This window comes from Saccharospirillum sp. (assembly GCF_039982735.1).
In the GTDB taxonomy this organism is placed as follows: Bacteria; Pseudomonadota; Gammaproteobacteria; order Pseudomonadales; family Natronospirillaceae; genus Saccharospirillum.
Map to the genome: position 1 here is coordinate 308,123 of NZ_JBDWXV010000010.1, position 23,917 is coordinate 332,039.

The window sequence follows — 23,917 nt, forward strand, 5'->3', positions numbered from 1 at the left end:
CATGGCCTTACAAGGTTGGCAAAAAGGTGCTGATCAGTTCGGGCGATGCACCAAATACAACAAAGCCATAAACCGCCAGATACAATAGCACCAACAGCGCCAGAAGAATCAGGCTGCGTTTGCTCGCCACCTCACTGACGGCGCTGTTGTATAGCGGAATGCTGGTCACCAGCTGTACATGGGCCGGCAATTGCGATTCCATATAACTGGCTGAGCGAACCCGGGGATCAAACAGCACCAGTGCACCGGTGAGCCCCAACGGCAACATCAGGCCAAGCAAAGGCCCCAGCGCGGCGAAATGAACCAGTTGCAAGCCGTCCCATCTGACCGGGTAGGACGGCGGTTCATGAATTTTGTAGGTTACGCCCTGGCCTTCGATATCCAGCGTCATGGACAGGCGTGCATTTTCACGGGTTTTTAGCATGTCTTCGTAAACGTCTTTGGTGACCGAGTAATCGCGCGTCAGCTCCTGCAGCCGGGCCTGCTTCGACGCTACTGTCTCGGCGCTGGCATATTCGGTTTCCAGTAAATTATTCAGGTTGGTCAACCGCTGACGCGCTGCACTGAGAGTGGCTCGCTCGTTGCTGATCATTTCTTTCAGGTTAGTCATGGCCGGGTTTTCCACCCGCTCCACAGCACTGCGCCCCGGGTTGTTGATGCGCTCCTGCTCGATCTGGGTTTCCAGAACGACCATTTGCTCCATCAGATTCACGATGTCCGGATGGGTATCGCGATAACTCAGGCGCAGTTCCGCCAGTTGCTCTTCATAGGCTTCCATGCGGCGTTCGCGACTGGTGGGCTCAATGTCCCGCTCTACCGTGAGAAACTCAGGTTCGGTCAGCATCTGGGCTTCAAAGCTGCGCAACCGGGCCTCACTGTCCTGCACTGAAAGACGCAAGGTTTGTATTTCATTCTTGATGCCGTTTACCCGGTTGGTCACGCTTTGTTCGGTAACATCGATGTTCTGGCTGTTGAATTCCTTCAACCGGTTTTCAGCCGCTTCCAGTTGGCGCTGGTAGGAGGCAACCTGAGAGTCAATGAACTCGAAGGCTCCCCGGCTCTCTTCCCGTTTTTTGCGTGAGGTCTCTTCGATAAACTCCTGAGTAACAGCGCTGACCACCTTAAACGCGGTATCGGCATTACTCGAGCGGTAGCTGATTTCCACGTAGTCGCCGTTAGCCGAGATACGCAACCCGTTGCGCAGCCGGGGAATGGTGTCGTCAGGATTTTCAAAACCGCTTTCAATGGCGACTGACCGTAAAATGCGATCGGTAAAGACGATATCCCGTGCTTCCTTGGCCCGATCAATCCGGGTTATTTCAGCCTGACCTTCCAGCAAATTACCAATAATATTACTCACGTCCGCATAGAGAATGACTTTGGACGAATAGGTTTTGGGCATCATGAACCCGGCTACCAGTACGACAGAAGAAACAGCTATAAACAACGCCGCGATAACATAGCGGTAACGCAGGGCTTCCATTTTCAATGACTGTAATAAATCTTTAATGTTACTCGGATCCATCAGAGCTCTCCTCGAAACACTGATTTTTCAGGTACGGTTAGAATGTCGGACGGCTGTAAAGGATAGTTGGTCTGAATGTCACCCTTGTTTAGGATGTCGTCGAGTCGCACCCTGTATTCGACATAACCATCGGGCGTTTCCCGGTTGAGCACTGCCCGGTTGCCGGCACCGAAAGGGCTGATTCCGCCAGCGGCTAGCACCAGGTCGACGACCGTCATGCCATCGACAAAGGCGATCGACACGGCTTCATTCACCTGCCCCATGGCCCGCACCCGGTACTGGTAGGCAACGCTGACCGGGTTGGTCACCGTGACGCTGACTTCGGGTGAAATAATGATAACGCCCAGCTCATTTGAAATGGCAGCCGCCAATTCTTCGGGTGTTTCTCCCTCGGCTTGCATGTCGCCCATCAGCGGCATGGTGATCAGTCCATCGGGTCTGACGATCAGATCTCTGGTTAATTCCTGGTTGCGCCAAACATCAACCCGCAACTGGTCGCCAATACCAATAACATAGGCCTCGCGTTTGTAAGTAATTTCCGGGCCTTGCCCGTCGGTCACCCCAGAAGAGGCACACCCGGCCAGAGCCAGGGCCCACAGCACTCCCAGGGCGGCCAGCAGAGAACGTTTGCAGCCTGAAACACTCATCAGTGAACTCCTTTGCCGAGCAATACCACTTCAACGGTTTGGATCATAATCAGTATGTCCATCACAAAGCTGTGGTTCTTGGCGTAGTAGAGGTCGTACTCAAGTTTGCAGCGCGCATCTTCAACCGACGCACCGTAGGGGTAATTCAACTGTGCCCACCCCATCAACCCGGGTTTGACCGCGTGACGGTGAGTATAAAAGGGAATGCTGTTTTCGAGGTCCACAACAAATTCGGGTCGTTCGGGCCGGGGGCCTACGAAACTCATGTCACCGCGAATCACGTTGTAGAGCTGGGGAATCTCATCGAGCCGGGTATTGCGGATAAAGGCGCCCACCCGGGTTACGCGCGAATCCTGCGCTTTGGCCCACACTGCCTTGCCGTCTTTTTCGGCATCCTGACGCATGCTTCTGACTTTGTAGATTTTAAAGGGTTTGCCGTGCTGCCCGGTGCGTATCTGGCTATAAACGAAAGGCCGGCCCGACTCAAGATAAACCGCCGCAAAGACAAACAACATGATTGGCGCCAGTAGAATAGCCAGCGCTACGCTGACCACCAGGTCGAACAGGCGCTTGATGGCATCGCGGGCTTTAGAGGCCTTGAAGCCGTCGGAGAATATGATCCACGACGGTTGCAACAGGGTCAGGTCAATGCGGTTAAGCTCACGTTCGTAAAACGCTTGCGCACTGGAAATTTGTACGCCCCCGAGCTTGCAGCGTATCAGGTCATCGAGCGGGAACTGGGCGCCCTCGGTGCGCCGGCGTTCCTGCGTTGCGACGACAATCTCGGAGATACGGTTGTTTTTGCAAAAGGTAAAGAGATCTTCCGGTGTTGGCATGCAAGCGTGGGCTGGCAACGCTTCTTCCTCACTGCCCAGGTAACCGACAATGCGAACCCCCAGGCTGCGCCGGTAGCGCTCATACTCACGATGAATCTGACCTGCTAACTGGCCGGTGCCAAGTACCAGGATACGGCGCGACAGCTGGTCTGAATCGACCAGATGCACAAAGGCCCGTCGAACCAGCAAGGTGATGCCGGTCGAAATCATCACCGCCCAGAACAGGTTGGAACTGCCCACATCGAGCGCGGGCCAAATGACGGTGACAACCGATAACCCCAGCGACCCCAAAAAACAGAAGGCGACCAGAGTTCGAAAAAACATGGCGGCAAAGCCTTCGCGCATCATCGCCAGGTAGACCCCCATGGCAAGGGAACCGGCACTGAGCAGGGACGCATATAACAGGGAAGACCAGAGACTGTAGGAGACCGGCACCAGGTCGAGCGCCTGCTGGATCTCGCTGAGTACATAAAAACTCAGAAACAGCACCAGAAACTCAAGCAGACCGAGCGCCAGGTAGGGGACGTGCAGGTAGTGTTTTCGAATACGGATATACGACACAATAGCTTCCTTGCCCAATGATCTGGAACGATGACCCAATTGGCTAGCACCAATGGGACAGCCAACTCCGATGGCTATCGGTCATTATGGTGCTCTTTTTCCATAAAAATCACAAGTCCTGCCCTAGTGCATATTGTTAACAGAAGCAGTAAACTCGTCCTTCAAAGGATAGCCAACCCGGTGGCGTTGTTCCAACGTTTGATACCCGGGTACGATGTTACAGGATGTAGCCATGCTTGCCGGAACCACCACAGCCAAAACCCCAGCGCCGATTAACGCGATGACCATCGATGTGGAAGACTATTTTCACACCCTGGCGCTGTCTGGTGCGGTTTCCCGGACCGACTGGCACCGCTTGCCCTCCCGCGTTGAAATGAACACTGATCGGCTGCTGGAACTGTTCGAGCAGCAAAATGTAAAAGCCACTTTTTTCATTCTCGGCTGGGTTGCCGAACGGTTCCCCAACCTGGTGCATCGCATTGCCGCCGGCGGCCACGAGATCGGCTGTTACGGCTACCACCATGAATCGGCACACGACCAGCTACCCGCAACGTTTCGCGAAGAAACCCGCCGTGCCAAATTCCTGCTCGAAGATCTGACCGGACAAAGCGTAGTGGGCTATCGTGCCGTCAATTGCTCGGTCACCCGCACTTCGCTGTGGGTTTTGGATGTATTGGTCGAACTCGGGTTCAAGTGGGATGCCAGCATCTACCCGATCTACCACGATCAGTATGGCCTTCCGGAAACACCTTCAGAACCGTACACCATCATTACCCGGTCGGGCCGCAGTTTGTTTGAGTTTCCGTTTACAACCACCCATTTCATGGGTTTGCAGGTGCCGGTATCCGGCGGCGGCTCGTTTCGGCAGATGCCTTACCCGCTGTTCCGCTATCTGTTTCGGGCTGCTGGCCAGAGTGGCAATACCCCGCGTGTGTTCTATCTGCACCCCTGGGAAATCGACCCGGAGCAACCGCATTTCAGTGGCTTGAGCCTGATATCCCGGCTGCGTCATTACCGCCACCTTAAGCCCTGTTTCAAGCAGTTTAAGCGCCTGCTCGATGACTTTCATTTTACCACTCTGAGCCAAAGCCTTACCGGCCACCGCTGGGCAACGACTTACACTAATCTAGACGGTTCGCTCGTCCAATTGACCTGACTGACCACTGGCAACCACACTCTCACAGGATGTGACTATGACCCAAAAACACTCAAACCCCGCTCGCGATGCCGCCACTGCAGATCATTCGCCTCACAACCGCCGTATCTCCATCATCGGCCTGGGGTATGTTGGCCTGCCGGTCGCCGTTGCTTTCGGGCACCAACATGGCTGCGTTGGTTTCGACGTGAACACCAGCCGCATCCTGCAGCTACAGCAGGGCGACGACCATACCGGTGAAGTGGCCATTAAGGATCTGAGCCAGGCAGACATTCTGTTTACCAGCGATGCCGCTGATCTGGCGCGGGCCGATTTTCACATCGTCTGCGTACCGACACCGATTAACGACTCCAAGCAACCCGACCTGACGCCACTGATCAAAGCCTCTGAAACGCTGGGGCCCCACCTAAAAGCCGGCGACATTGTCGTGTATGAGTCGACCGTCTACCCGGGCACCACCGAAGAAGACTGTGTTCCGGTGCTCGAACGCACCTCAGGCCTGACCTGCGGGGTGGATTTCTTTGTCGGCTACTCACCGGAGCGTATCAACCCGGGGGATCGCGAGCGTACGTTTACCAATATTCTGAAAATTGTGTCTGGCCAGACACCGGAGATTCTCGACATCGTCGCCCGGGTGTATGAATCGGTGGTCACGGCCGGCGTTCACCGGGCCCCCTCAATTAAAGTGGCCGAGGCAGCCAAGGTGATCGAGAATACCCAGCGCGATCTCAATATTGCCTTGATGAATGAGCTGGCCATTATTTTTAATCACATGAACATCGACACCACCGAAGTTCTGGAAGCAGCCGGTACCAAGTGGAATTTCCTGCCTTTCAAACCCGGCTTGGTCGGGGGGCATTGCATCGGTGTTGACCCTTATTATTTGACACACAAAGCAGAAAAACTTGGCTATCACCCGGATGTTATTCTAGCCGGCCGTCGAATTAATGACGGCATGGGTGAATTTCTGGCAACTCAGATTGTGAAGCAACTGGTGGCTAGAAATCAGCCAGTTAAAGGCGCACGACTCGGTATTTTCGGCATTACATTTAAAGAAAACTGCCCCGATATTCGCAATTCGAAAGTCATTGATGTTATTCGCAGTTTGCGCAGCTGGGATGTTGAGGTGTTCGTTCATGATCCGCACGCTGACGAAGCCGACACCTTGCATGAATACGGTCTGCCGCTGGCAAAACTGGAAGACCTGAATCAGCTGGATGGCATTGTTATCGCCGTCGCCCATAACGAATACCGGGCCATGACACCAGCCGACCTGAAAGGCATGCTGGTTCCGGGCGCGGGCGCTTTCGATATAAAATGCATTCTTGATCGGGCCCGGTGCGCTGAGCTGCAATTACCGGTCTGGCGTCTGTAACCGCGGCACACCCGCAGGAGAGTTCACATGAGCCAACACAGCAAGCCCGACCCGACCCGAGCCGTTCACGCGCTAAGCATCGATGTGGAAGATTACTTTCATGTCGCGGCAATGGCCAAGGTGGTAAAGCCGGCCGACTGGGATGCCATGCCCTCCCGGGTAGAAGCCAACACCGAGGCGATGCTTCAGTTGTTTGAACGCAAAGGCGTCAAGGCAACGTTTTTTGTGCTCGGTTGGGTAGCCGAACGCTACCCACAGCTGATTCGTCGCCTGGCTGACCATGGCCACGAAATCGCGTCACACGGTTACAGCCATCAGCTTATTTACAATCAGACACGCGCCGTTTTTACCGAAGAAACCCGTCGCTCCAAAGCCTTGCTTGAAGACATTGTTCAGCAACCGGTCACGGGCTATCGCGCGGCCAGTTATTCAATTACCCAGCGCTCGCTCTGGGCACTCGATGTACTGACCGAACTCGGCTTTACCTGGGATTCCAGCATTTTCCCGATCCGCCACGACAACTACGGCATTCCCGGTTCCCCGCGCGAACCTTACCTGCTGCAAGCCGCTAACGGGAACACCTTGCGTGAGTTTCCGTTAACCACCGCGCAGGTTATGGCCCTCTCAATTCCGGCCGCCGGTGGTGGTTATTTTCGCCAATTTCCTTATCCTGTATTCCGACAGTTGTTTCGCCAGGCTAGCCAGGGGGACAGCGTTCCTCAAATGTTCTATCTACACCCCTGGGAAATCGACCCGGATCAACCCAGGTTCGATGCCGCCAGCTGGTTTTCACGATTCAGACACTACACGAATCTGGACCGGTGCTATGCTCGCCTGGAGCGACTGCTGGATGATTTTCAGTTTGATACCGTGTCGAACAGTTACCGGCAGTATCAACCGGCAGATACGGTGTTTTTTGCCAGTGAACTTGGAAGAGCGGTCTGACCCCGATGACCAGATCTGTCATCACCCCTAAAACTGTTCGGTGCCCACAACTGGCACCCAACTGGATGCAATAACATGTACCTCGAACATTTCGGTCTGCAACGTCACCCGTTCCGGATGGCGCCGGAAGATGACTTCATCTATATGAGTCAGCAGCATTCGCGCGCGTTCGTGTATATGGATTCGGCCGTCTGGAGCCCTGAAGGATTTGTCGTCGTCAGCGGCGAAATTGGCTCGGGCAAGACGACCTTGCTCAAGAAGCTGATGCGTGGCCTGAATCAGGACCTGAAGCTGTTTCACATTGCCTACACCAATTTGAAATCGGATGATCTGTTCCACCTGATTGTCCGCCAGGCTGGCTTGCCATATGACGACAAGAACAAGGTATCCATGCTGCTGGCCATTAACGACTATTTGCAAAAACTGTCGGACGATGGCGTACCCGTGGTACTGGCGGTGGATGAAGCCCAGAACCTGAGCCGCGAGAACTTGGAAGACATTCGCATGCTTTCGGGCCTGGAGGGCAAGGGTGGCCCGGTGATGCGAGTCATCCTGCTGGGCCAGCCCGAATTGAAAGACGCTATCTACAACATTCCGCAGCTGGCGCAACGCGTTAAACTCTTCTTTCACCTCAACGGCCTGAGCGCGAAAGAGACTGGTGAGTACATCGATCATCGCCTCTTTATTGCCGGTTACGAAGGCGACACCCTGTTTAATGCCGACACGGTGCAACAGGTTTATGCACTCAGCAAAGGGATTCCCCGGTTAATCAACAAATTGTGCGACGGCCTGATGCTGTGCGCCTATTCCGACGACCGCCCTCACCTCAACGCCGCCGATCTGGTCGAAATTCGCCAGGACCTGATGGGTGAGACCTTTATGGCCCATATGGAAGCGGAAACCGGCGACGAGGAGAAAGCGTCGGGCGCAGCGGAACACTCAAACGCAGTCGCCGGCAAGTCACCGGTTAACGAGCAAGCGTCAAGCCCGATCGACGATACGGCCCTGGGCCGCATTGCCAGCGCGCTCGAACGCATCGATGCCAAGCTCGATCGGCTGGTCAGCCAACAAGACACGCCGCCCAGCAATGTTAAACCGCTGAACCCCAAGCGCCGGAGTTGAACTGCAAGCCATTCGCCCTGACCCCTTCAAGGGGGGTTAGGGCGACTACCGGATGCCGCTTTACACCCAGCCCTGCAACTCCTGAGTAACAATCTTGTCCAGCATCTCAATGCTCCGATCGGAGGCATTCAGGCACGGCAGTACATCGCACACTTCACCGCCTGCTTCCAGAAACCCATGACGCGCCTCAATGGCTATCTCTTCGAGCGTTTCAACGCAATCCGACACAAACCCTGGCGTAGCCACAGCAATGCGTTTAATGCCCTCTTCCGGCAGCTTTTCGAGTACCTCGGCAGTATAGGGCTGCAGCCACTTGGTTGGCCCAAGACGCGACTGAAACGTCACCCGCACCCTGTCTTTCGGCCAGCCCAGCCCTTCACGCAGCAAACGGGCGGTTTTCTGGCAATGGCAGTAATAGGGGTCGCCCTTATCGAAATAGGCTTGTGGCAGACCGTGAAACGACAGCACCAGCACCTCGGGCTCCTGCTCCAGCGCAGCCAGTTGTTCCCGAGTTTGTGAGACCAGCGCATCGATATGAGCCGGATGGTCGTGCCAGGGGTGGGCGACGCGCAGGGTTGGCTGCCAGCGCATCTTCTTCAGGGTATCAAACACCGCATCGGTGACCGAGGCTGACGTGGTGGCTGAATATTGCGGGTACAGCGGCAATACCAGCAAACGGTCACAGCCCTGAGCCATCAGGGCGTCAATGCGCGAGGCGATCGATGGCGTGCCATAACGCATGGCCCAGTCGATGACCCATTCGGGCTGCTGCTGTTGCAGACGCTCTGCCTGCTCGCGGGTATATCGCCGCAGCGGGGATTCATCCGGGTTGGTCAGCCAGATTTTCTGATAGGCCGCGGCCGATTTCTTCGGGCGAAACGTCAGAATGGGGCCAAACAGTATGGGCCACCAGATCAGCGGGCTGACTTCGATAATGCGCCGGTCCATTAAGAATTCACGCAAATAGCGGCGCACACTGGTGGTATCAGGAGCATCCGGCGTGCCCAGGTTGACCAGCAAGACGCCAATGCGACCGTGCTTTACTGCAGGATGTTGCTCGGGTTTAGACATTCCGTTCCTTCCAATCGGGCGATAGGGGCGAGTAGATCTTTACGGCGAGGGTTACACCATGAATACTGCTAAAACCATGATTACTGATAACGTATTGTAACGCGCTAGGCCCGCTGACCAATAATGCACGTCTGGCATCGGGTTTTATACCACTGTGGCTCAGACACTACGGAGTACGCGGGTTGCTGGTTCATCTGCGCCATAAACCCGTGCGGGCTGCCGGGTAAGCCTATTCGGGGCAGCGTGAAATAGAGCCGGAGAACCTTCCGGCTACCGGGTATGCCTATCCGGGGAAGTCCGCAACATGGATGTTGCGGTCTAGGCTCCATGGACGGGTTCACGCCGACCCCGGATAGGCATGCCCGGTTGCCGGCTTTCAACCGGTGAAGTCTAAGAATACCTAATAATAAGAGGTGCAGTACCCCCGTGATGAACCCCTGGTCGTTATTCTCCCTGGCGATCGCCTATGTGGCGGTCCTGTTTGTGATTGCCCTCTATGGTGACCGGCAAAAAGAAAAACGCTGGCCGGGGTGGATCAATGCCAGCATTTATTCCATGTCGCTCGCGGTCTATTGCACCAGTTGGACCTACTACGGCGGTGTGGGCCGTGCCGCCAGCGGTGGCTGGGAGTTTCTGCCCATTTATCTCGGGCCCATTCTCGTGTTTACCCTGGGTGGGCCGGTGCTGATCAAGCTGGTGAAGCTCGGGCACCGGCAGAATACGACCTCGATCGCTGATTTTCTGGCATCGCGCTATGGTAAGCGCAACGGCATAGCCGTGCTGGTAACCTCTATTTGCACCCTGGCGGGGGTGCCCTACATTGCGCTGCAGTTGAAGGCGGTTTCCACCAGTCTGGAAGTACTGGTCGACCCGGTGCTGATTCAGCAAAGCGGCATCAGCGACACCGCGCTGATGGTGGCACTGGCGATGATCGGCTTTGCCACCCTGTTCGGCACCCGGCAGGTCAATGTGTCGGAACATCACCGGGGCATGATGCTGGCGATAGCGTTTGAATCAGTGATCAAGTTGGCAGCACTGGTGACGCTGGCGCTTTTTGTAATCTATGTCTTCTTTAACGGCCCGTCTGACTACATGACCACCTTCCGGCAAATCGAGGTGTTCGATTGGGATGGGCCGTCACTCAATTTCATTACCCAGACGATACTGGCCGCCAGTGCCATTCTGGTGTTGCCACGCCAGTTCCATGTGACGGTTGTGGAAAACACCGATCTGCGCCATCTGAACCAGGCCCGCTGGGGATTCAGCCTGTACCTGATTCTAATCAGCCTGGTGATTCTGCCTATTACCACGGCTGGTCTGATGCTGTTTCCGGCTGATACCGTTAACGCCGATACCTACGTACTGCTGATTCCCCAGGCGACCCAGCAGAACTGGCTGAGCGCGCTGGTGTTTATTGGCGGGTTTTCAGCCTCGACGGCGATGATTGTGATCACCACGCTCACGCTGTCGACCATGCTCAGTAACGATGTGATCTTACCGCTGCTGATGCGCGGGCGCATGGCGGAGCCCAGACGCCAGGTTGGGCCAGCGCTGATCATGGTGCGGCGCCTGGCCATTGTTGGGGTGATTCTTGCGGCCTGGTTGTATCACCACAGCTTTGGTGGCATCGATGAACTCTCGACCATCGGCCTGTTGGCGTTTTCCCTGGTGGTGCAGTTAATGCCAGCGCTGATTGGGGGCCTGTACTGGCGCAAGGGCAATGCCTGGGGGGCTTACGGCGGCATGCTGATCGGCACCTTGCTCTGGGTGTGGACGCTGATGTTGCCTACCCTGGTTCGTTCAACCATGCTCCCGGAGACCTTTTTGCAGCACGGCCTGTTCGGGTTCGACTGGCTTAAACCAGAGGCGCTCTTCGGGTTCGAGTTTACCGACCCGCTGAGCCACGGGGTCTTTTTCAGTCTGTTCGCCAACACGGTGGTCTACATATGGCTATCACGTCGCACCCAACCCAGCCTCAATGACCGGATGCAGGCGGCCGCCTATGTGAATCTCGATGAGCACCTGCACCACCCCGGGCAAGTGCCGCGCAAAATCAGCATTCGCACCGGTGAGCTGATTGCCATGCTGGAACGTTTTGCCGGCTACGGTCGCACCCGCACCCTGATCGAAGATTTCGAGCGAGTGAACCACCTGCACCTGAACCCCCAGGAAGCCCCCACGGCCGATTTCATACGCTACGTTGAACGCACTCTCTCCGGCGTGATTGGCGCCAGTTCGGCACGCGCCATGATGCACTCGGCACTGTCGGGGCGGCACCTGAATTTTGAAGATGTGGTGACCTTCTTTGATGAGACCACCCAGGCGATCCAGTTCAACCAGAAGGTGCTATCGGCAACGCTGGAAAACATCGACCATGGCGTTTCGGTGCTCGACGGCGACATGAACCTGGTCGCCTGGAACCGCAAATACCTGGAGATGTACCAGTACCCCAAAGGCATGATTCGGGTAGGCGTGCCGGTCGAGACGCTGGTTCGGTTCAATGCCGAGCGCGGTGAATGCGGGCCCGGCTCACCGGATGAGCACGTGCGGCGCCGTGTTGAGCACCTGAAACAGGGTACGTCGCACCGCTTTATCCGGGTGCGGCGCGATGGGTCGGTAATCGAAATACGAGGCAACCCGCTGCCGGGTGGTGGCTTTGTAACCACCTTTAACGACATTACCGAGTTCGTGAAGGCACAAGACGAATTGCAGGATGCCAAGAACACGCTTGAGATTCGCGTAGCGGAACGGACGGAAGCGGCGCGACTGATCAATGCGGAGTTGCGGGCTGAAATCGGTGAGCGGGAACGCGCTGAAACGGCTCTGCTGGCGGCTAAAAGTGAAGCCGAGCGCGCCAATGCCAGTAAGACCCGCTTTCTGGCGCTCGCCAGTCACGACATTCTGCAGCCGTTGAATGCGGCCCGGCTTTATACGGCGGCCCTGGCTGAACAATGGCCTGCGGAGGCGACGCTGGGCAAGCTGGATCAGTCGCTGCGCACCACGGAAGAGCTGATGTCGACGTTGCTTGAGATTGCCCGGCTCGATGGTCAGGAGGTGGCCCCCGAATCTCAACCGATGGCGCTGGGACCACTGTTATTGGGCATCGACAACGAGTTTCAGCCAGTCGCCCGCGAAAAGCAGCTTCAGCTGCGAATTCGGCACACCCGTCTGGCGGTGAAGTCGGTCCCCAATGCACTGCGTCGCATCGTGCAGAATATGGTGTCGAATGCCATTAAGTACACTCGCTCGGGTGGCGTTCTAGTGGGAGCCCGCCAGCGCGGTGACCGGGTGGTTATTCAGGTTTGGGATTCCGGTCTGGGCATTGATGACCGGGATTTACAGCGCATTTTCAATGACTTCACCCGGCTCGATCAACACAGCCAGGAGGCCGAAGGTGTGGGCCTCGGTCTGGGTGTTGTGACCCGCCTGAGCCAGCTGTTGCAGCACCCGATTCGGGTTTACTCACGCCCGGGACGGGGCTCCTGCTTCGAAGTTGAACTACCCTTGGCGCAGCCGACAGTGGTATTGAAACCCGCCCAGACCATAACGGCCGCCTCCCGGTCCGATCTGACCCTTAAGGTGCTGGTGATCGACAATGAACCCCAGAATGTGGACGCTCTGGTCACTCTGCTGCAACGCTGGGGTTGCGAGACCCATTTCGCGACCAGTGGCGACCAGGCGCTAAAGGTGCCCGTGCCCGATCTGGTGCTGCTCGACTACCACCTGGGTGAAAACGAAACCGGGCTGACGCTTTACCCGCAGTTGCTGGCACACTGGCAAACCCCGGTTCCGGGCATTCTGATCACCGCGCACCCGGACGACCAGTTACGCGGCGAAGCCGAAGCCATGGGGCTGAGTTATCTGCGCAAGCCTGTGAAGCCGGCCACGCTGAGGTCTTTGTTGAGGGCGATGACGGCGGCTTGAGGCAGGGCCGACCTCAAGCCAATCGTTCGTGCCAGCCACCGGGCAAGCCTATCCGGGGCCGGCGTAAACCCTTCCATGGGGCCTAGACCGCAACATCCATGTTGCGTACTTCCCCGGATAGGCTCACCCGGTAGCCAGCACTTGCATTGCGACTGCTTTTGAGTTCTACCGATGTCATTCCCCCATGGTTCGCAATGGGGCTGATGTTGAATTGGAAGCGGGAAAATTAAAACAGATGTTTGAGGCAATTACCGAAGTTGAGACCTGATGCTCTGAACTGGGTCGGACAATTCTATAAGCTGGATGGTTCGAGGAGGATTCACAAGATGCAGAAAATGCACATTTTGACCCAGGTTCCGGAGCACATCTTTAGCGCTCCGAACCAAATCGCCGTTACCCAGCGCTGGCAAAAACGCTTCAATGTGGCCAGCTGGGTACGCTTTGACGCCCAGGACAACAGCCCGGTACGGTTGCTGCTTCGTTATCGGGATGCCTCTGGCGTGCGGGATGTTGCGGTAGACCAGGGAAGAATCAACAGCAAGACACTGCTGCTCTCCGGTGTGGCCAATCTGAAGTTGACGGGCCGGCTGGAACGCATCGATGTCATTTTGCAGAGCGATCTCGATCACTACGTGGTCGATGAACTTTTTGTTCAGCCGGTGCAGGAAAAATCGGCCGAGCGGTCACGGCCTGCACGCAAAGTTCTTTGGGGCTCATCAGAAAGCTGATTGGCTGCCCGGAACGATTGATGGCTGCTTTTCTAACGCTTGCCGGTCTTCGGCGGTCAGCCCTCAAAGGCTGATCAGCCGCGGCACTCCACTACGTCCGTCAGAATCGGCGGCTCGGAATACCGGTCATCGTCTTCTTTGGCCAGATTCACGTGATTGACCAGACTTTGGGGTACGGAATCGAAATCCAGCCCGGTGGTGCGCTTGAGGTGCGCCAGCGCGAGTTCGGGGCGAACCTGATAAAGGTGCACAACCTTGCTGGCCGAGTCGTCCTGGCTGCGGCGGGCGGTGCTGTGTTTAAGCGTGGAGGTCATGTCACTTCCCCTTGTTTCCCACTGGGTACTGAATCAAATACATCGATTTAATTCGTTTACACAGAGCATAGAGCGAGAAGCGTGCCAATGTTGGGAAAGGCGCTCAGTCGGCATTTCAGGGGAGTACTGGTTCACAGCCTTTGCCGTATCGGCCAGAATGTGACGCTTTTTGTCAGTACGTCGCTGGAATCAAAGCGGTCAGGTGTTCTCTGAGTCCATCGCCAGGCGGTTGACTAGAATGACCGCCTGAGTCCGGTTTAACACGCCGAGTTTGCGAAAAATAGCGGTTACGTGGGCTTTTACCGTGGCTTCGGAGATATTCAGATCGTAGGCGATCTGCTTGTTCAGCCGCCCTTGTTGCAGGTGTTGCAATACTCGGCGTTGCTGGTCGGTCAGCTCCCCGAGTCGGCGAACGATGTCGAGCAGTTCGTCGTCTTCCGGCGTCGCGTCGACGCCCTCCGGCCAGACTTCATCGCCGTTCAGAATGGCCAGTACCGACTGACGAATGGCGTCCGTCGGGGCTGACTTGGCAATAAATCCCAGCGCGCCAAAGGTGCGGGTACGCGCGATGACGGCCGGGTCGTCGCTGCCGGATATCACCACAACGGGTACGTCCGGAAAGGTTTTGCGAATCTGAATCAGGCCAAAGAAGCCGTCGCTGCCTGGCATGCGCAAGTCGAGCATCAGCAGGTCGAGATCCTGTCGTTGCTCCAGGACGGTCAGGGTTTCTTCCAGCGTAGAGGCCAGGGCAATGGTGCTGTCGCTCAGGTCACCCTGCTGCAGGGCCATCATCAATGCATCCCGGAACAGGGGGTGGTCATCGGCGATGAGTAGCTGATATGACATAGGCCTTCCTATTGCTGAGGCTGCGTGGCAGCTTGGCCAGACCGGTTGATGGCGCTCCGGGCTTGGCTTGTTGGTGCATTTTTTGTTTTAGTCGCTCAAACAGTCGGTCAGCGCTTGACTCTGTTTTCTATTGCTACCTAGTTTGACCTGTTTTTTGGCGTCTGTGAACCAACAAAAACCCGGCGCGGGGCCGGGTTGTCGATTACCTTGGGTTCAGCGGGTGTTTATTTCTGATTCAGACGATGCTCAATCAGATCATCCACCACCGATGGATCGGCCAGGGTAGAGGTATCGCCCAGGCTGTCCTGCTCGTTGGCGGCGATCTTGCGCAAAATGCGGCGCATGATCTTGCCGGAGCGGGTCTTCGGCAGGCCGTCGGTCCACTGAATCAGGTCTGGTGAGGCGATGGGGCCAATTTCCTTGCGCACCCATTGCACCAGCTCTTTGGTCAGTTCGTCGCTCGGTACCACACCAGCCATAGGGCTGACGTAGACGTAGATGCCCTGCCCTTTCAGATCGTGCGGGTAGCCAACCACCGCTGCTTCGGAGACCGACGGATGGGCGACCAGGGCGCTTTCAATCTCGGCCGTGCCGAGGCGGTGGCCGGACACGTTGAGTACGTCGTCGACACGACCGGTGATCCAGTAGTAGCCGTCTTCATCCCTACGGGCGCCGTCACCGGTGAAGTAATAGCCTTCGTAGGTGCTGAAGTAGGTTTGGGCGAAACGGTCGTGGTCGCCATAGATGCTGCGCATCTGGCCCGGCCAGCTGTCGGTGATGACCAGGTTGCCTTCTACCGCGCCTTTCAATTCGCGCCCGGCGTTATCGACCAGCGCTGGCTGAACACCAAAGAAAGGCCGTGTGGCGGACCCGGGCTTGAGATCAGTCGCGCCAGGCAGCGGGGTGATCAGGATGCCGCCGGTTTCGGTTTGCCACCAGGTATCGACGATGGGCACTTCGTTGCGGCCGTAATGGTTGTGGTACCACTCCCAGGCTTCCGGGTTGATCGGTTCGCCAACTGAGCCCAGCAGGCGAATGGTGGAAAGATCGGTGCCTTCCGTGGCTTCGTTGCCTTTGGCCATCAGTGCGCGGATGGCGGTGGGGGCGGTGTACAGAACATTGACCTGATGCTTATCGATCACCTGAGCAATACGCTTCACCGACGGGTAGGTCGGCACGCCTTCGAACATCAGGGTCTTGGCGCCGTTGGCCAGCGGTCCGTACAGAATGTAGCTGTGACCGGTGATCCAGCCCACATCGGCCGCGCACCAGTAGACATCGCCGTCCTGGTAGTCGAATACGTACTGATGCGTCAGCGAGGCGTACACCAGATAACCGCCGGTGGTATGCAGTACGCCCTTCGGCTTTCCGGTTGAACCAGAGGTATAGAGAATGAACAGCGGGTCTTCTGCGCTCATCTCTTCGGCCGGGCAGTCAGCGCTGGCCTTGTCTACCGACTCGTGATACCAGACATCGCGACCTTCTTTCCAGCCCACCTGGGCGCCCGTGCGACGCACCACCAGTACTTTTTTAACACACTCGGTACCGGAATGTTCCAGCGCCTTGTCGACGTTCTGCTTCAGCGGAATGGCTTTGGCACCCCGCACGCCCTCGTCGGCGGTGATGACCAGGTTGGAGTCACAGTCTTCAATGCGACCGGCCAGGGCATCGGGCGAGAAACCACCGAACACCACCGAGTGAATCGCGCCAATGCGGGCACAAGCCAGCATGGCGTAGGCGGCTTCGGGAATCATGGGCATGTAGATGGTGACCCGGTCGCCTTTGCTGACGCCCAGGTCTTTCAGGGTGTTCGCCAGCCGGCTGACGTGGCCATGCAGTTGGCGATAGGTGATTTCGGTTTTCTCGTCGGTCAGTTCATCGCCTTCGAAGATAATTGCAGTCTGATCGCCTTTGGTCGCCAGATGGCGGTCGATGCAGTTATGGGCAACGTTTAGGGTGCCGTCCTGAAACCATTTGATGTGCAGATTGTTCTTGTCGAAACTGACGTCCCGAACCTGGGTATAGGGCTTGAACCAGTCGAGTCGCTGGCCCTGTTCGCGCCAGAAACCCTCGTTGTCTTCGATTGACTGCTGATACAGGCGGTCATAATCTTCAGAAGTGACCAGGGCACGCTCACGTGCCGCAGCGGGCACCGGATAGACCTTGCTGTCCATATTCTTCCCCTATGTTCTTGTTTTGAAATGATTCTGGCCGTTTCAGCTGAACTCCCTGCGCGTCAGTTGCCCGGAGCAGGGAGGGACACGCGGCCATGGCTAGTCGAGTGTAGCCTCCTATTGTTGTTTTTGGTGGTTGAACCACAATGCGACATTAGTCGATTCGGCTCACGCTCGGGCTGGCAGGTGCACAGCGACGGGCGCTACTCTTCATCGGTATCCTGGTAGTTCTCAAACAGCTGTTTCAGGGCTGCCTGGGCCTGGCCATTGACAGACTCCGCCGGGAACAGCCCTTTGCTGTCGGCTTCGCCGGGTTGCATGCCGGTCAGTAGCGCCAGCGCCTGGTAAACGTGCCGCACTGCATGAATCTGAAAACGCCCGGCGCTGACCGCCTCGATGACTTCCTGCTTCAGCATCAGGTGCTTGACGTTATCGGCCGGTATAATCACGCCCTGCTTACCGGTCAGCCCACGAATCTCGCAAAGCTTGAAGAAGCCTTCAATTTTTTCATTGATGCCGCCGACCGCCTGCACTTCGCCCAACTGGTTCATTGAGCCGGTAATCGCGTAGCCCTGATTCACCGGAATCTGCGCGATGGCACTGATCAGCGCGCAATATTCGGCGACGGTGGCGCTATCGCCATCAATGGCGCCATAACTCTGCTCCATGGCGATGTGCGCTGACAGAGTCAGCGGAAACTGGCGACCAAAATCATGGCCCAGAAAGCCACTGAGGATCATCACGCCCTTGCTGTGTATGGCCTGACCGAGCTCTACTTCCCGCTCGATGTCGACGACGCCCTTGGCGCCTACATGCACAGTGCCGGTTATGCGGGCCGGGGAGCCAAAGCGGCTCTCGCCAATTTCCATCACGGTCAAACCGTTCACGCAACCGACACGCTTGCCCTGGGTGTCAATCAGGACAGTGCCTTCCTGAATCTCCATCAACATCTGGTCGGCAATGCGACCATTGCGATACTCCGCCGCATTCAGGGCGCGCTCAATGTGTACGGCATCGATCACCCGGGCGTCGTCATGCCGGCACAGAAAATCGGCTTCGGCAAACACCTTGAACACCTTGATCACCTGGGCCGAAAGCCTTGACTGGTGTTCCGCCTCGCGCAGGCTGAATTCAACCAGCCGCTCCAGAGCGGCGCGTGTTAAAGGACGAAAGCCCTTGTCATCGCCATAGGCTTTGATGCGCAGAATCAGGTTATCGACGGTTTCCGAATTGCGCGGAATGAAGTTATCGAAATCGACCGGTACTCGAAACAGTTCATTGAATTCCGGGTCCCATTCCTGCAGCTGATAATAGATATCGCGCGAGCCAATCAGAATGACCTTCACGTTCAACGGAATGCTTTGCGGGCTGAGCGTGATGGTGTGCATCAGTGACGCATCGATAAAGGGCGATTCCATCTTTACTTGCTTGGTCTTCAACGCCAGCTTCAATGCTTCCCAGGCAAAGGGCTCGATCAGCAGCTTTTCCGCATCGAGAATCAGATAACCGCCGTTGGCACGCAGCAAACTCCCGGGCCGAATCAATTGAAAGTTGGTGACCGGAATGCCTTGCTGGGTGCTGTATTCGATGCGGCCAAAGAGGTTCTGGTAAGTTGGCAGCATTTCGTAAACCACCGGGGCGCCGGCGTTCATTTCGTGCTGAGTCAATAAATTGGGGCGCAAATAGGTTTGCAGCGTTTGTTTGCGCTCCTGGTCTGAACGCACTTCCAGCCCCAGTTCATCGGAATACAATTCGAGAATCAGCGGCGGCAGATGCTGTTTAACCGCGCGTAGATAACGCAGCACCGACAGCTGGCTCTGATAGCGAACTTCGAGTTCCTTCAGCAATGGTTTGATGGCCTGCTGTACGGTCTCGTTATTGAGTTCTCGCAGCTTTTCCGAGCTGGTGCGCCGCCAGGTGGGCATCTCCAGCAATTGCTCGTTCAGGTGCTCTTCAATCTCACTGATGCGGCGCTGAAATTCGCTGCGCAGTTCTTCTGGCAGTTGTGCAAATTCGGTTTCATCCAGGGCTTTGCCATCGATCACTGGCAGCAGCATGACCGAATTGCCATCGGAGACGACGGCAATTTCATGCTGGTTGGCAAACCGCTCCACCACCGCCATGGCGGCGTCGTATTTCTGATTGAATTCCCGATCGATGGCGGTGCGTTTACGCTGGTAAGTCGGGTTTTCAAACGCTGCAGGAAAGGTATCCATCAACTCACCAATAAAGCCGTTGATGGCCTTCAGCAAGTCGTCACCACGGGAGGCCGGCAGCTCCAGTGTCATTGGCTCCCGGGCGTTTTCAAAATTATTGATGTAGGCCCATTCGGTTGGTGACTGCTGGGTGTCAGCCAGGTCTTTAACGTACTTGGAGACGAGCGACTGCCGGCCGGTACCTGAAGCGCCCATCACATAGAGGTTATACCCGGAACCACGCATGGCGATGCCGAATTCCAGCGAGTCTTTGGCGCGTGGCTGGCCGAGAAAGCCACTAACGCCTTCAAGATCGTCTGAGGTTTCGATCAGCAGATGCTCCAGCGAGACCTGAGCTTTGAGTTGTTCGGGCTGCAAACGGTCGGCTGTCGGGGTTGTGACTGTGTTGGGCATTTTGTTCCTTACTCTACCGAGTTGTTGAAGAAAGCGTCCTGCCTTATTCAATACACCCAGAGCAAACAGTGTGAGTTATGCGTTACTACCAGGCTTGATGACGGGTCCGTCACCAGGCTCGCCGGAATGTCCCTACTCCGGATGCCAGGGGCATGCATCAGACCGAAACCTCGGCCTTGATGTGCGGATGTGACTGATAATCCAAAATCTCGAAATCGTCGAACCGATAGTCAAACAGTGACTCCGGTTTTCTCGCCAGGCGCAGTTGCGGCAAAGGGTAAGGCTCGCGACTGAGCTGCAGGTCCGTCTGTTCCAGATGGTTCAGATACAGATGCACATCACCGCCGCTCCAGACAAAGTCGCCCACGTCCAACCCGGCTTGCTGGGCCACCATATGCGTCAGCAACGCATAGCTGGCAATGTTGAACGGCAACCCGAGAAACACATCGCAGGAGCGTTGATACAGCTGGCAACTGAGCTTGCCGTTGGCGACGTAAAACTGAAACAGGCTGTGGCAGGGCGGGAGCGCCATCTTGTCGACATCGGCCGGGTTATAGGCAACGACCAGCATGCGCCGGCTATCGGGGTTGGTTTTCAGAGTGTGCATCACCTGGCTGATCTGATCGATGGTGTCGCCATCCGGCGTGCGCCAGTGGCGCCATTGCTGGCCATAGACCGGGCCCAAATCACCGTTTTCATCGGCCCATTCATCCCAGATGCGAACGCCGTTGTCTTTCAGGTATTGAATATTGGTGTCGCCACTCAGAAACCACAGCAGTTCGTGGATGATGCTGCGCAGGTGCAGTTTTTTGGTGGTAACCAGCGGAAACCCCTGGTTCAGATCGAACCGCATCTGGTGGCCGAAAATGCTGAGGGTACCGGTACCGGTGCGGTCCGCTTTGCGGGTGCCTTCGTCTTTGATGCGTTGCATCAGGTCCAGATACTGCTTCATGTGCGCCTGCCTTTGCCCGACTTCCCGGACTGCTTTTTGGAAGATGTCTTACCGGATTTGGCCGCTGAGGCTGATGTTGATCCGGTAACGCTCGGTTCAACCGCAGGGGCCGTATCAAACACATTACGACGGTAGGCCCAGACCATCATAAGTATGCCGATCAGGATCATCGGGATACTCAGTATCATGCCCTGGGTCAGGAACCCCAGTGCGCGAATGCCCAGGTGCTCGTCCGGCTCACGGAAGAATTCGGCGGCGGTACGAAAGACACCATAGCCGACAATGAACAGACCTGACACCGCCATGCGTGGCCGTGGGTTGCGGCTAAACCACCACATCAGAATAAACAGCCCAAGGCCTTCGCCGGCCATCTGGTAGAGCTGAGACGGGTGGCGCACCAGGCCATCTATCTGCGGAAAGATCATGCCCCAGGAGACATCGGTGGGGCGCCCCCAGAGCTCTCCGTTAATGAAGTTACCCAGTCGACCAAAGAAAATGCCCGGCGGTACCAGCGGCGCGACAAAGTCGCCTACGGCGAAGATCGGCTTGCCGGTCTTGCGGGCAAACAGAATCACGGCCAGACAAACCCCCAGGAAGCCGCCATGGAAGCTCATACCGCCTTCCCAGATACGGAACAGATATAGGGGGTTCTGAAAGAATTCGCTCAGGTTGTAAAACAGGACATAGCCGACACGTCCACCCACAATGATGCCGACGACGATGTAAAACAGCAGATCCTGCACCTGCTCCGAAGTAAAACCGCGCCACGACTGCTTGCGCGCGCGCCAGATACCCAGATACAGACCGGCTGCAAAGCCAGCCAGATACATCAGACCGTACCACTGGATTTGAAGGGGCCCCAGGGCCAGAGCAACCGGGTCGAATTGAGGGTGAATCATCAGAAGGCTATCCGCTAAAACCGAGTGCGGATGATACCCCACCCGGCACAGCTGAGAAACCGGTGCGGGTTAGCGTACCGGTCCCTCACAGCCCTGGCCAATTAGCGGTTGAAGCGATCTCGATCGTGGGGAGCATCAAAGCTCAGCGCCGGGCCCTTCGGGATTACCCCATGGGGATTGATGGTCTTGTGGCTGAAGTAGTAATGCCGCTTGATATGCACCAGATCCACTGTCCGGGCAATGCCTGGCTGCTGGTAAAGATCCCGTACATAGTTCTGCAGGTTCGGGTAGTCCTGAATGCGCTTGTGGTTGCACTTGAAGTGTCCCACATACACCGGATCGAACCGGACCAGGGTGGTAAACAACCGCCAGTCAGCTTCGGTAATCTGCTCACCGACCAGGTATCGCCGGGTGCTCAGCCGGTCTTCCAGCCAGTCCAGACTGTCGAATAGCTCATCGAAGGCCTTTTCGTAGGCCTCCTGAGTGGTTGCAAAGCCACTCTTGTAGACCCCGTTGTTAACGGTGTGATACACCCGATCATTGACCTCATCGATCTCAGCGCGCAGCGCGTCGGGGTAAAAATCAAGCGTGTTACCGGTGATATGATCGAATTCGCTGTTCAGCATCCGAATGATCTCGGCACTTTCATTGCTGGCTATGGTGTTTTGCTCGGTATCCCACAGCACAGGCACAGTTACCCGACCGGTATAGTCGGATTTGGCCCGGGTGTAGAGCTCATGATAAAACCGGCTTTGGTAAAGGTTATCACCAACAACAGTCGGGCTTTCCAGATTGGGGCCCTCAAACGTCCAGCCATTTTCTAGCATGTCGGGATGCACTGCCGACAAACCAATGTAATCTTCCAAACCTTTCAGCTTGCGAAAAATCATGGTGCGATGGGCCCAGGGGCAGGCCATGGACACATAGAGATGGTAGCGCCCGCTCTCGGCCTTGAAACCGGCCCGGCCTGAAGGACCAGCTTCACCGTCTCTGGTGACCCAATTACGGAAGTGCGCGTCCTCACGCTCGAATTTGCCACCGCTTTTACTGGTGTCGTACCACTTGTCTTGCCATTGTCCGTTTACTAAAAGCCCCATGGTGTTCTCCTCTGGTGGTTATAGCCTCCACACAGTTGACTGCATGAAGACACCGGGCCCAAGCCATCACTAAGCGACAGCCCTAGATTATTAACAACCATAGTATCGGAAAGGGGGGGTGAGAAAAGCAGAAGAAACTGACCACGGTCTTCAGAATATTTGAAGACGAGCAGTGATCCAGTCTCAACCGCCCAAAAACAGGCCAGCAGCAAAAAAGCCAGAAGGAGCCGAATTACCGGCTCGTTCTGGCTTTTCTGTCGAGCAAATAGGCCTTTGCAGCCAATTCTGATAGACCGAAGTGCGTCGAGTACCGCTTATTGAACGGCCGCTATCATGTGATCGACGGCGGCTTGGACTTCCTCATCGCTCAAACTGGCGTTACCGCCTTTGGCTGGCATGGAGCCGATGCCGTTGATCGCATGGTCGTACAGTGTTGCGGTATCCTGTTCCAGACGAGCAGACCACTGTCCGGCATCTCCGAAAACGGGTGCACCCAATACGCCCGAGGTGTGACAGGCAGCACAAGCCGCAGCGTACACTGCATCACCGCTTCTGGGCTCAGAGCTTTGAGGCGCGGAAGCAGCAACTGTCGCAGTTGTGCACTCCTGGCCTTCAACACAGACATTACCAGCTGGCGCCAAGCGCTCGCGCACCTGATCTTCATAAGACTCACCCCAGGCGAAGCCCGCCAACAGGGTTACGGTGATCAGACCTATCAGTTTATTCATTATCAGACCTGTATTATGTAATCAAATTCGAAGGTGGACGAAGTATAACGAGTTAAAGCGCCGTTGAAAAACCATTCGCTGTAAAAGGGTATTAACCAATGCATAAAAATTCGAGGCGTCGAACTACCCTTACCCTCTCGGGCCGGTACTAGTGAGAGAGCTGTATGCGGTGGTTGGGATGACCTACTCTCACATGGGGCGGTACGTCTGGTCCGGCATCCCGGTCTCGGGACCCCACACACAAAAAAGCGGGTCTCCCCATGCATAAAAAAAACCCCAGACCATTGCTGGCCTGGGGTTGGTATTAAAAGCTTGACGATGACCTACTCTCACATGGGGAGACCCCACACTACCATCGGCGAGGCTGCGTTTCACTTCTGAGTTCGGCAAGGGATCAGGTGGTTCCAC

18 protein-coding genes and 1 rRNA gene are annotated in these 23,917 nt (G+C 56.3%); 6 read left to right on the plus strand and 13 right to left on the minus strand.

The window, feature by feature from the left end; translation table 11 throughout:
- Nucleotides 1–7: 7 nt before the first annotated feature.
- The 3 genes from ABJT94_RS08145 to ABJT94_RS08155 are packed head-to-tail and all read right to left on the minus strand — an operon-like array spanning nt 8 to nt 3,569.
- The gene (locus ABJT94_RS08145; protein ID WP_348475828.1) at nt 8–1,525 is read right to left on the minus strand and encodes a hypothetical protein; all 1,518 of its coding nucleotides are present in this window, start codon (nt 1,523–1,525) and stop codon (nt 8–10) included.
- On the minus strand, nt 1,525–2,172 hold the full coding sequence (locus ABJT94_RS08150) for a polysaccharide biosynthesis/export family protein (protein WP_348475829.1): 648 nt from the start codon (nt 2,170–2,172) through the stop codon (nt 1,525–1,527). Before ABJT94_RS08150 ends, ABJT94_RS08145 begins: the two co-directional genes overlap by 1 nt.
- A complete protein-coding gene (locus tag ABJT94_RS08155) occupies nt 2,172–3,569 on the minus strand; it encodes a TIGR03013 family XrtA/PEP-CTERM system glycosyltransferase (protein WP_348475830.1) in 1,398 nt (465 codons plus the stop codon). Before ABJT94_RS08155 ends, ABJT94_RS08150 begins: the two co-directional genes overlap by 1 nt.
- Nucleotides 3,570–3,801: 232 nt before the next feature.
- Between ABJT94_RS08155 and ABJT94_RS08160 the strand changes: the two genes are divergently transcribed.
- The 4 genes from ABJT94_RS08160 to ABJT94_RS08175 all read left to right on the plus strand — a co-directional run bounded on the left by ABJT94_RS08160 (nt 3,802) and on the right by ABJT94_RS08175 (nt 8,167).
- Nucleotides 3,802–4,725, plus strand: a complete 924-nt coding sequence (locus ABJT94_RS08160) for an XrtA system polysaccharide deacetylase (RefSeq protein ID WP_348475831.1) — start codon at nt 3,802–3,804, stop codon at nt 4,723–4,725.
- A gap of 37 nt (nt 4,726–4,762) precedes the next feature.
- Nucleotides 4,763–6,100, plus strand: a complete 1,338-nt coding sequence (locus ABJT94_RS08165; protein WP_348475832.1) for a nucleotide sugar dehydrogenase — start codon at nt 4,763–4,765, stop codon at nt 6,098–6,100.
- 27 nt (nt 6,101–6,127) lie between these two features.
- Nucleotides 6,128–7,045: an XrtA system polysaccharide deacetylase gene (locus tag ABJT94_RS08170; protein ID WP_348475833.1), complete on the plus strand. Its 918-nt coding sequence runs from the start codon at nt 6,128–6,130 to the stop codon at nt 7,043–7,045.
- A gap of 75 nt (nt 7,046–7,120) precedes the next feature.
- On the plus strand, nt 7,121–8,167 hold the full coding sequence (locus ABJT94_RS08175; protein WP_348475834.1) for an AAA family ATPase: 1,047 nt from the start codon (nt 7,121–7,123) through the stop codon (nt 8,165–8,167).
- Nucleotides 8,168–8,227: 60 nt separating this feature from the next.
- Here ABJT94_RS08175 and hemH read toward each other — a convergent pair whose 3' ends face one another.
- Nucleotides 8,228–9,238 carry a ferrochelatase gene (gene hemH / locus ABJT94_RS08180; protein WP_348475835.1) on the minus strand — a complete coding sequence of 337 codons (1,011 nt, stop codon included), beginning with the start codon at nt 9,236–9,238 and terminating at the stop codon, nt 8,228–8,230.
- Between the two features lie 429 nt (nt 9,239–9,667).
- Here hemH and ABJT94_RS08185 point away from each other — a divergent pair, with 429 nt between their 5' ends.
- Together ABJT94_RS08185 and ABJT94_RS08190 are read left to right on the plus strand one after the other, a co-directional pair.
- Entirely contained in the window at nt 9,668–13,162 is a 3,495-nt protein-coding gene (locus ABJT94_RS08185; RefSeq protein ID WP_348475845.1) for a PAS domain-containing hybrid sensor histidine kinase/response regulator, read from the plus strand.
- A 326-nt stretch (nt 13,163–13,488) separates the two neighbouring features.
- Nucleotides 13,489–13,890 (plus strand): hypothetical protein, encoded by a 402-nt coding sequence (locus ABJT94_RS08190; protein ID WP_348486034.1) that lies wholly within the window; start codon nt 13,489–13,491, stop codon nt 13,888–13,890.
- Between the two features lie 74 nt (nt 13,891–13,964).
- On the opposite strand, the gene ABJT94_RS08195 is transcribed toward ABJT94_RS08190, so the two are convergent.
- The 9 genes from ABJT94_RS08195 to rrf all read right to left on the minus strand — a co-directional run.
- On the minus strand, nt 13,965–14,204 hold the full coding sequence (locus ABJT94_RS08195; RefSeq protein WP_348475837.1) for a hypothetical protein: 240 nt from the start codon (nt 14,202–14,204) through the stop codon (nt 13,965–13,967).
- A 198-nt stretch (nt 14,205–14,402) separates the two neighbouring features.
- A complete protein-coding gene (locus ABJT94_RS08200; protein WP_348475838.1) occupies nt 14,403–15,050 on the minus strand; it encodes a response regulator transcription factor in 648 nt (215 codons plus the stop codon).
- Nucleotides 15,051–15,274: 224 nt separating this feature from the next.
- Entirely contained in the window at nt 15,275–17,224 is a 1,950-nt protein-coding gene (gene acs, locus ABJT94_RS08205; protein ID WP_348475839.1) for an acetate--CoA ligase, read from the minus strand.
- A gap of 203 nt (nt 17,225–17,427) precedes the next feature.
- Nucleotides 17,428–19,833 carry an ATP-binding protein gene (locus ABJT94_RS08210; RefSeq protein ID WP_348475840.1) on the minus strand — a complete coding sequence of 802 codons (2,406 nt, stop codon included), beginning with the start codon at nt 19,831–19,833 and terminating at the stop codon, nt 17,428–17,430.
- Nucleotides 19,834–19,990: 157 nt separating this feature from the next.
- Nucleotides 19,991–20,785, minus strand: a complete 795-nt coding sequence (gene thyA / locus ABJT94_RS08215) for a thymidylate synthase (protein ID WP_348475841.1) — start codon at nt 20,783–20,785, stop codon at nt 19,991–19,993.
- Entirely contained in the window at nt 20,782–21,684 is a 903-nt protein-coding gene (gene lgt, locus ABJT94_RS08220; RefSeq protein ID WP_348475842.1) for a prolipoprotein diacylglyceryl transferase, read from the minus strand. The genes thyA and lgt overlap by 4 nt, the downstream gene beginning before the upstream one ends.
- 101 nt (nt 21,685–21,785) lie before the next feature.
- A complete protein-coding gene (locus ABJT94_RS08225; RefSeq protein ID WP_348475843.1) occupies nt 21,786–22,781 on the minus strand; it encodes a glutathione S-transferase family protein in 996 nt (331 codons plus the stop codon).
- Nucleotides 22,782–23,095: 314 nt separating this feature from the next.
- Nucleotides 23,096–23,509, minus strand: coding sequence for a c-type cytochrome (locus ABJT94_RS08230; protein WP_348475844.1), 414 nt, complete (start codon nt 23,507–23,509; stop codon nt 23,096–23,098).
- 310 nt (nt 23,510–23,819) lie between these two features.
- A 5S ribosomal RNA gene (rrf, locus tag ABJT94_RS08235) occupies nt 23,820–23,917 on the minus strand; the annotation flags it as partial.

Bases quoted from the DNA above. Each gene is read 5' to 3' on its own strand.
- lgt (WP_348475842.1), bottom strand. From the start codon at position 21,684: ATGATTCACCCTCAATTCGACCCGGTTGCTCTGGCCCTGGGGCCCCTT.
- ABJT94_RS08195 (WP_348475837.1), bottom strand. From the start codon at position 14,204: ATGACCTCCACGCTTAAACACAGCACCGCCCGCCGCAGCCAGGACGAC.
- ABJT94_RS08200 (WP_348475838.1), bottom strand. From the start codon at position 15,050: ATGTCATATCAGCTACTCATCGCCGATGACCACCCCCTGTTCCGGGAT.
- ABJT94_RS08190 (WP_348486034.1), top strand. From the start codon at position 13,489: ATGCAGAAAATGCACATTTTGACCCAGGTTCCGGAGCACATCTTTAGC.
- ABJT94_RS08185 (WP_348475845.1), top strand. From the start codon at position 9,668: ATGAACCCCTGGTCGTTATTCTCCCTGGCGATCGCCTATGTGGCGGTC.
- acs (WP_348475839.1), bottom strand. From the start codon at position 17,224: ATGGACAGCAAGGTCTATCCGGTGCCCGCTGCGGCACGTGAGCGTGCC.
- ABJT94_RS08170 (WP_348475833.1), top strand. From the start codon at position 6,128: ATGAGCCAACACAGCAAGCCCGACCCGACCCGAGCCGTTCACGCGCTA.
- ABJT94_RS08160 (WP_348475831.1), top strand. From the start codon at position 3,802: ATGCTTGCCGGAACCACCACAGCCAAAACCCCAGCGCCGATTAACGCG.
- ABJT94_RS08145 (WP_348475828.1), bottom strand. From the start codon at position 1,525: ATGGATCCGAGTAACATTAAAGATTTATTACAGTCATTGAAAATGGAA.
- ABJT94_RS08150 (WP_348475829.1), bottom strand. From the start codon at position 2,172: ATGAGTGTTTCAGGCTGCAAACGTTCTCTGCTGGCCGCCCTGGGAGTG.
- ABJT94_RS08225 (WP_348475843.1), bottom strand. From the start codon at position 22,781: ATGGGGCTTTTAGTAAACGGACAATGGCAAGACAAGTGGTACGACACC.
- thyA (WP_348475841.1), bottom strand. From the start codon at position 20,785: ATGAAGCAGTATCTGGACCTGATGCAACGCATCAAAGACGAAGGCACC.
- ABJT94_RS08165 (WP_348475832.1), top strand. From the start codon at position 4,763: ATGACCCAAAAACACTCAAACCCCGCTCGCGATGCCGCCACTGCAGAT.
- ABJT94_RS08230 (WP_348475844.1), bottom strand. From the start codon at position 23,509: ATGAATAAACTGATAGGTCTGATCACCGTAACCCTGTTGGCGGGCTTC.
- hemH (WP_348475835.1), bottom strand. From the start codon at position 9,238: ATGTCTAAACCCGAGCAACATCCTGCAGTAAAGCACGGTCGCATTGGC.
- ABJT94_RS08175 (WP_348475834.1), top strand. From the start codon at position 7,121: ATGTACCTCGAACATTTCGGTCTGCAACGTCACCCGTTCCGGATGGCG.
- ABJT94_RS08210 (WP_348475840.1), bottom strand. From the start codon at position 19,833: ATGCCCAACACAGTCACAACCCCGACAGCCGACCGTTTGCAGCCCGAA.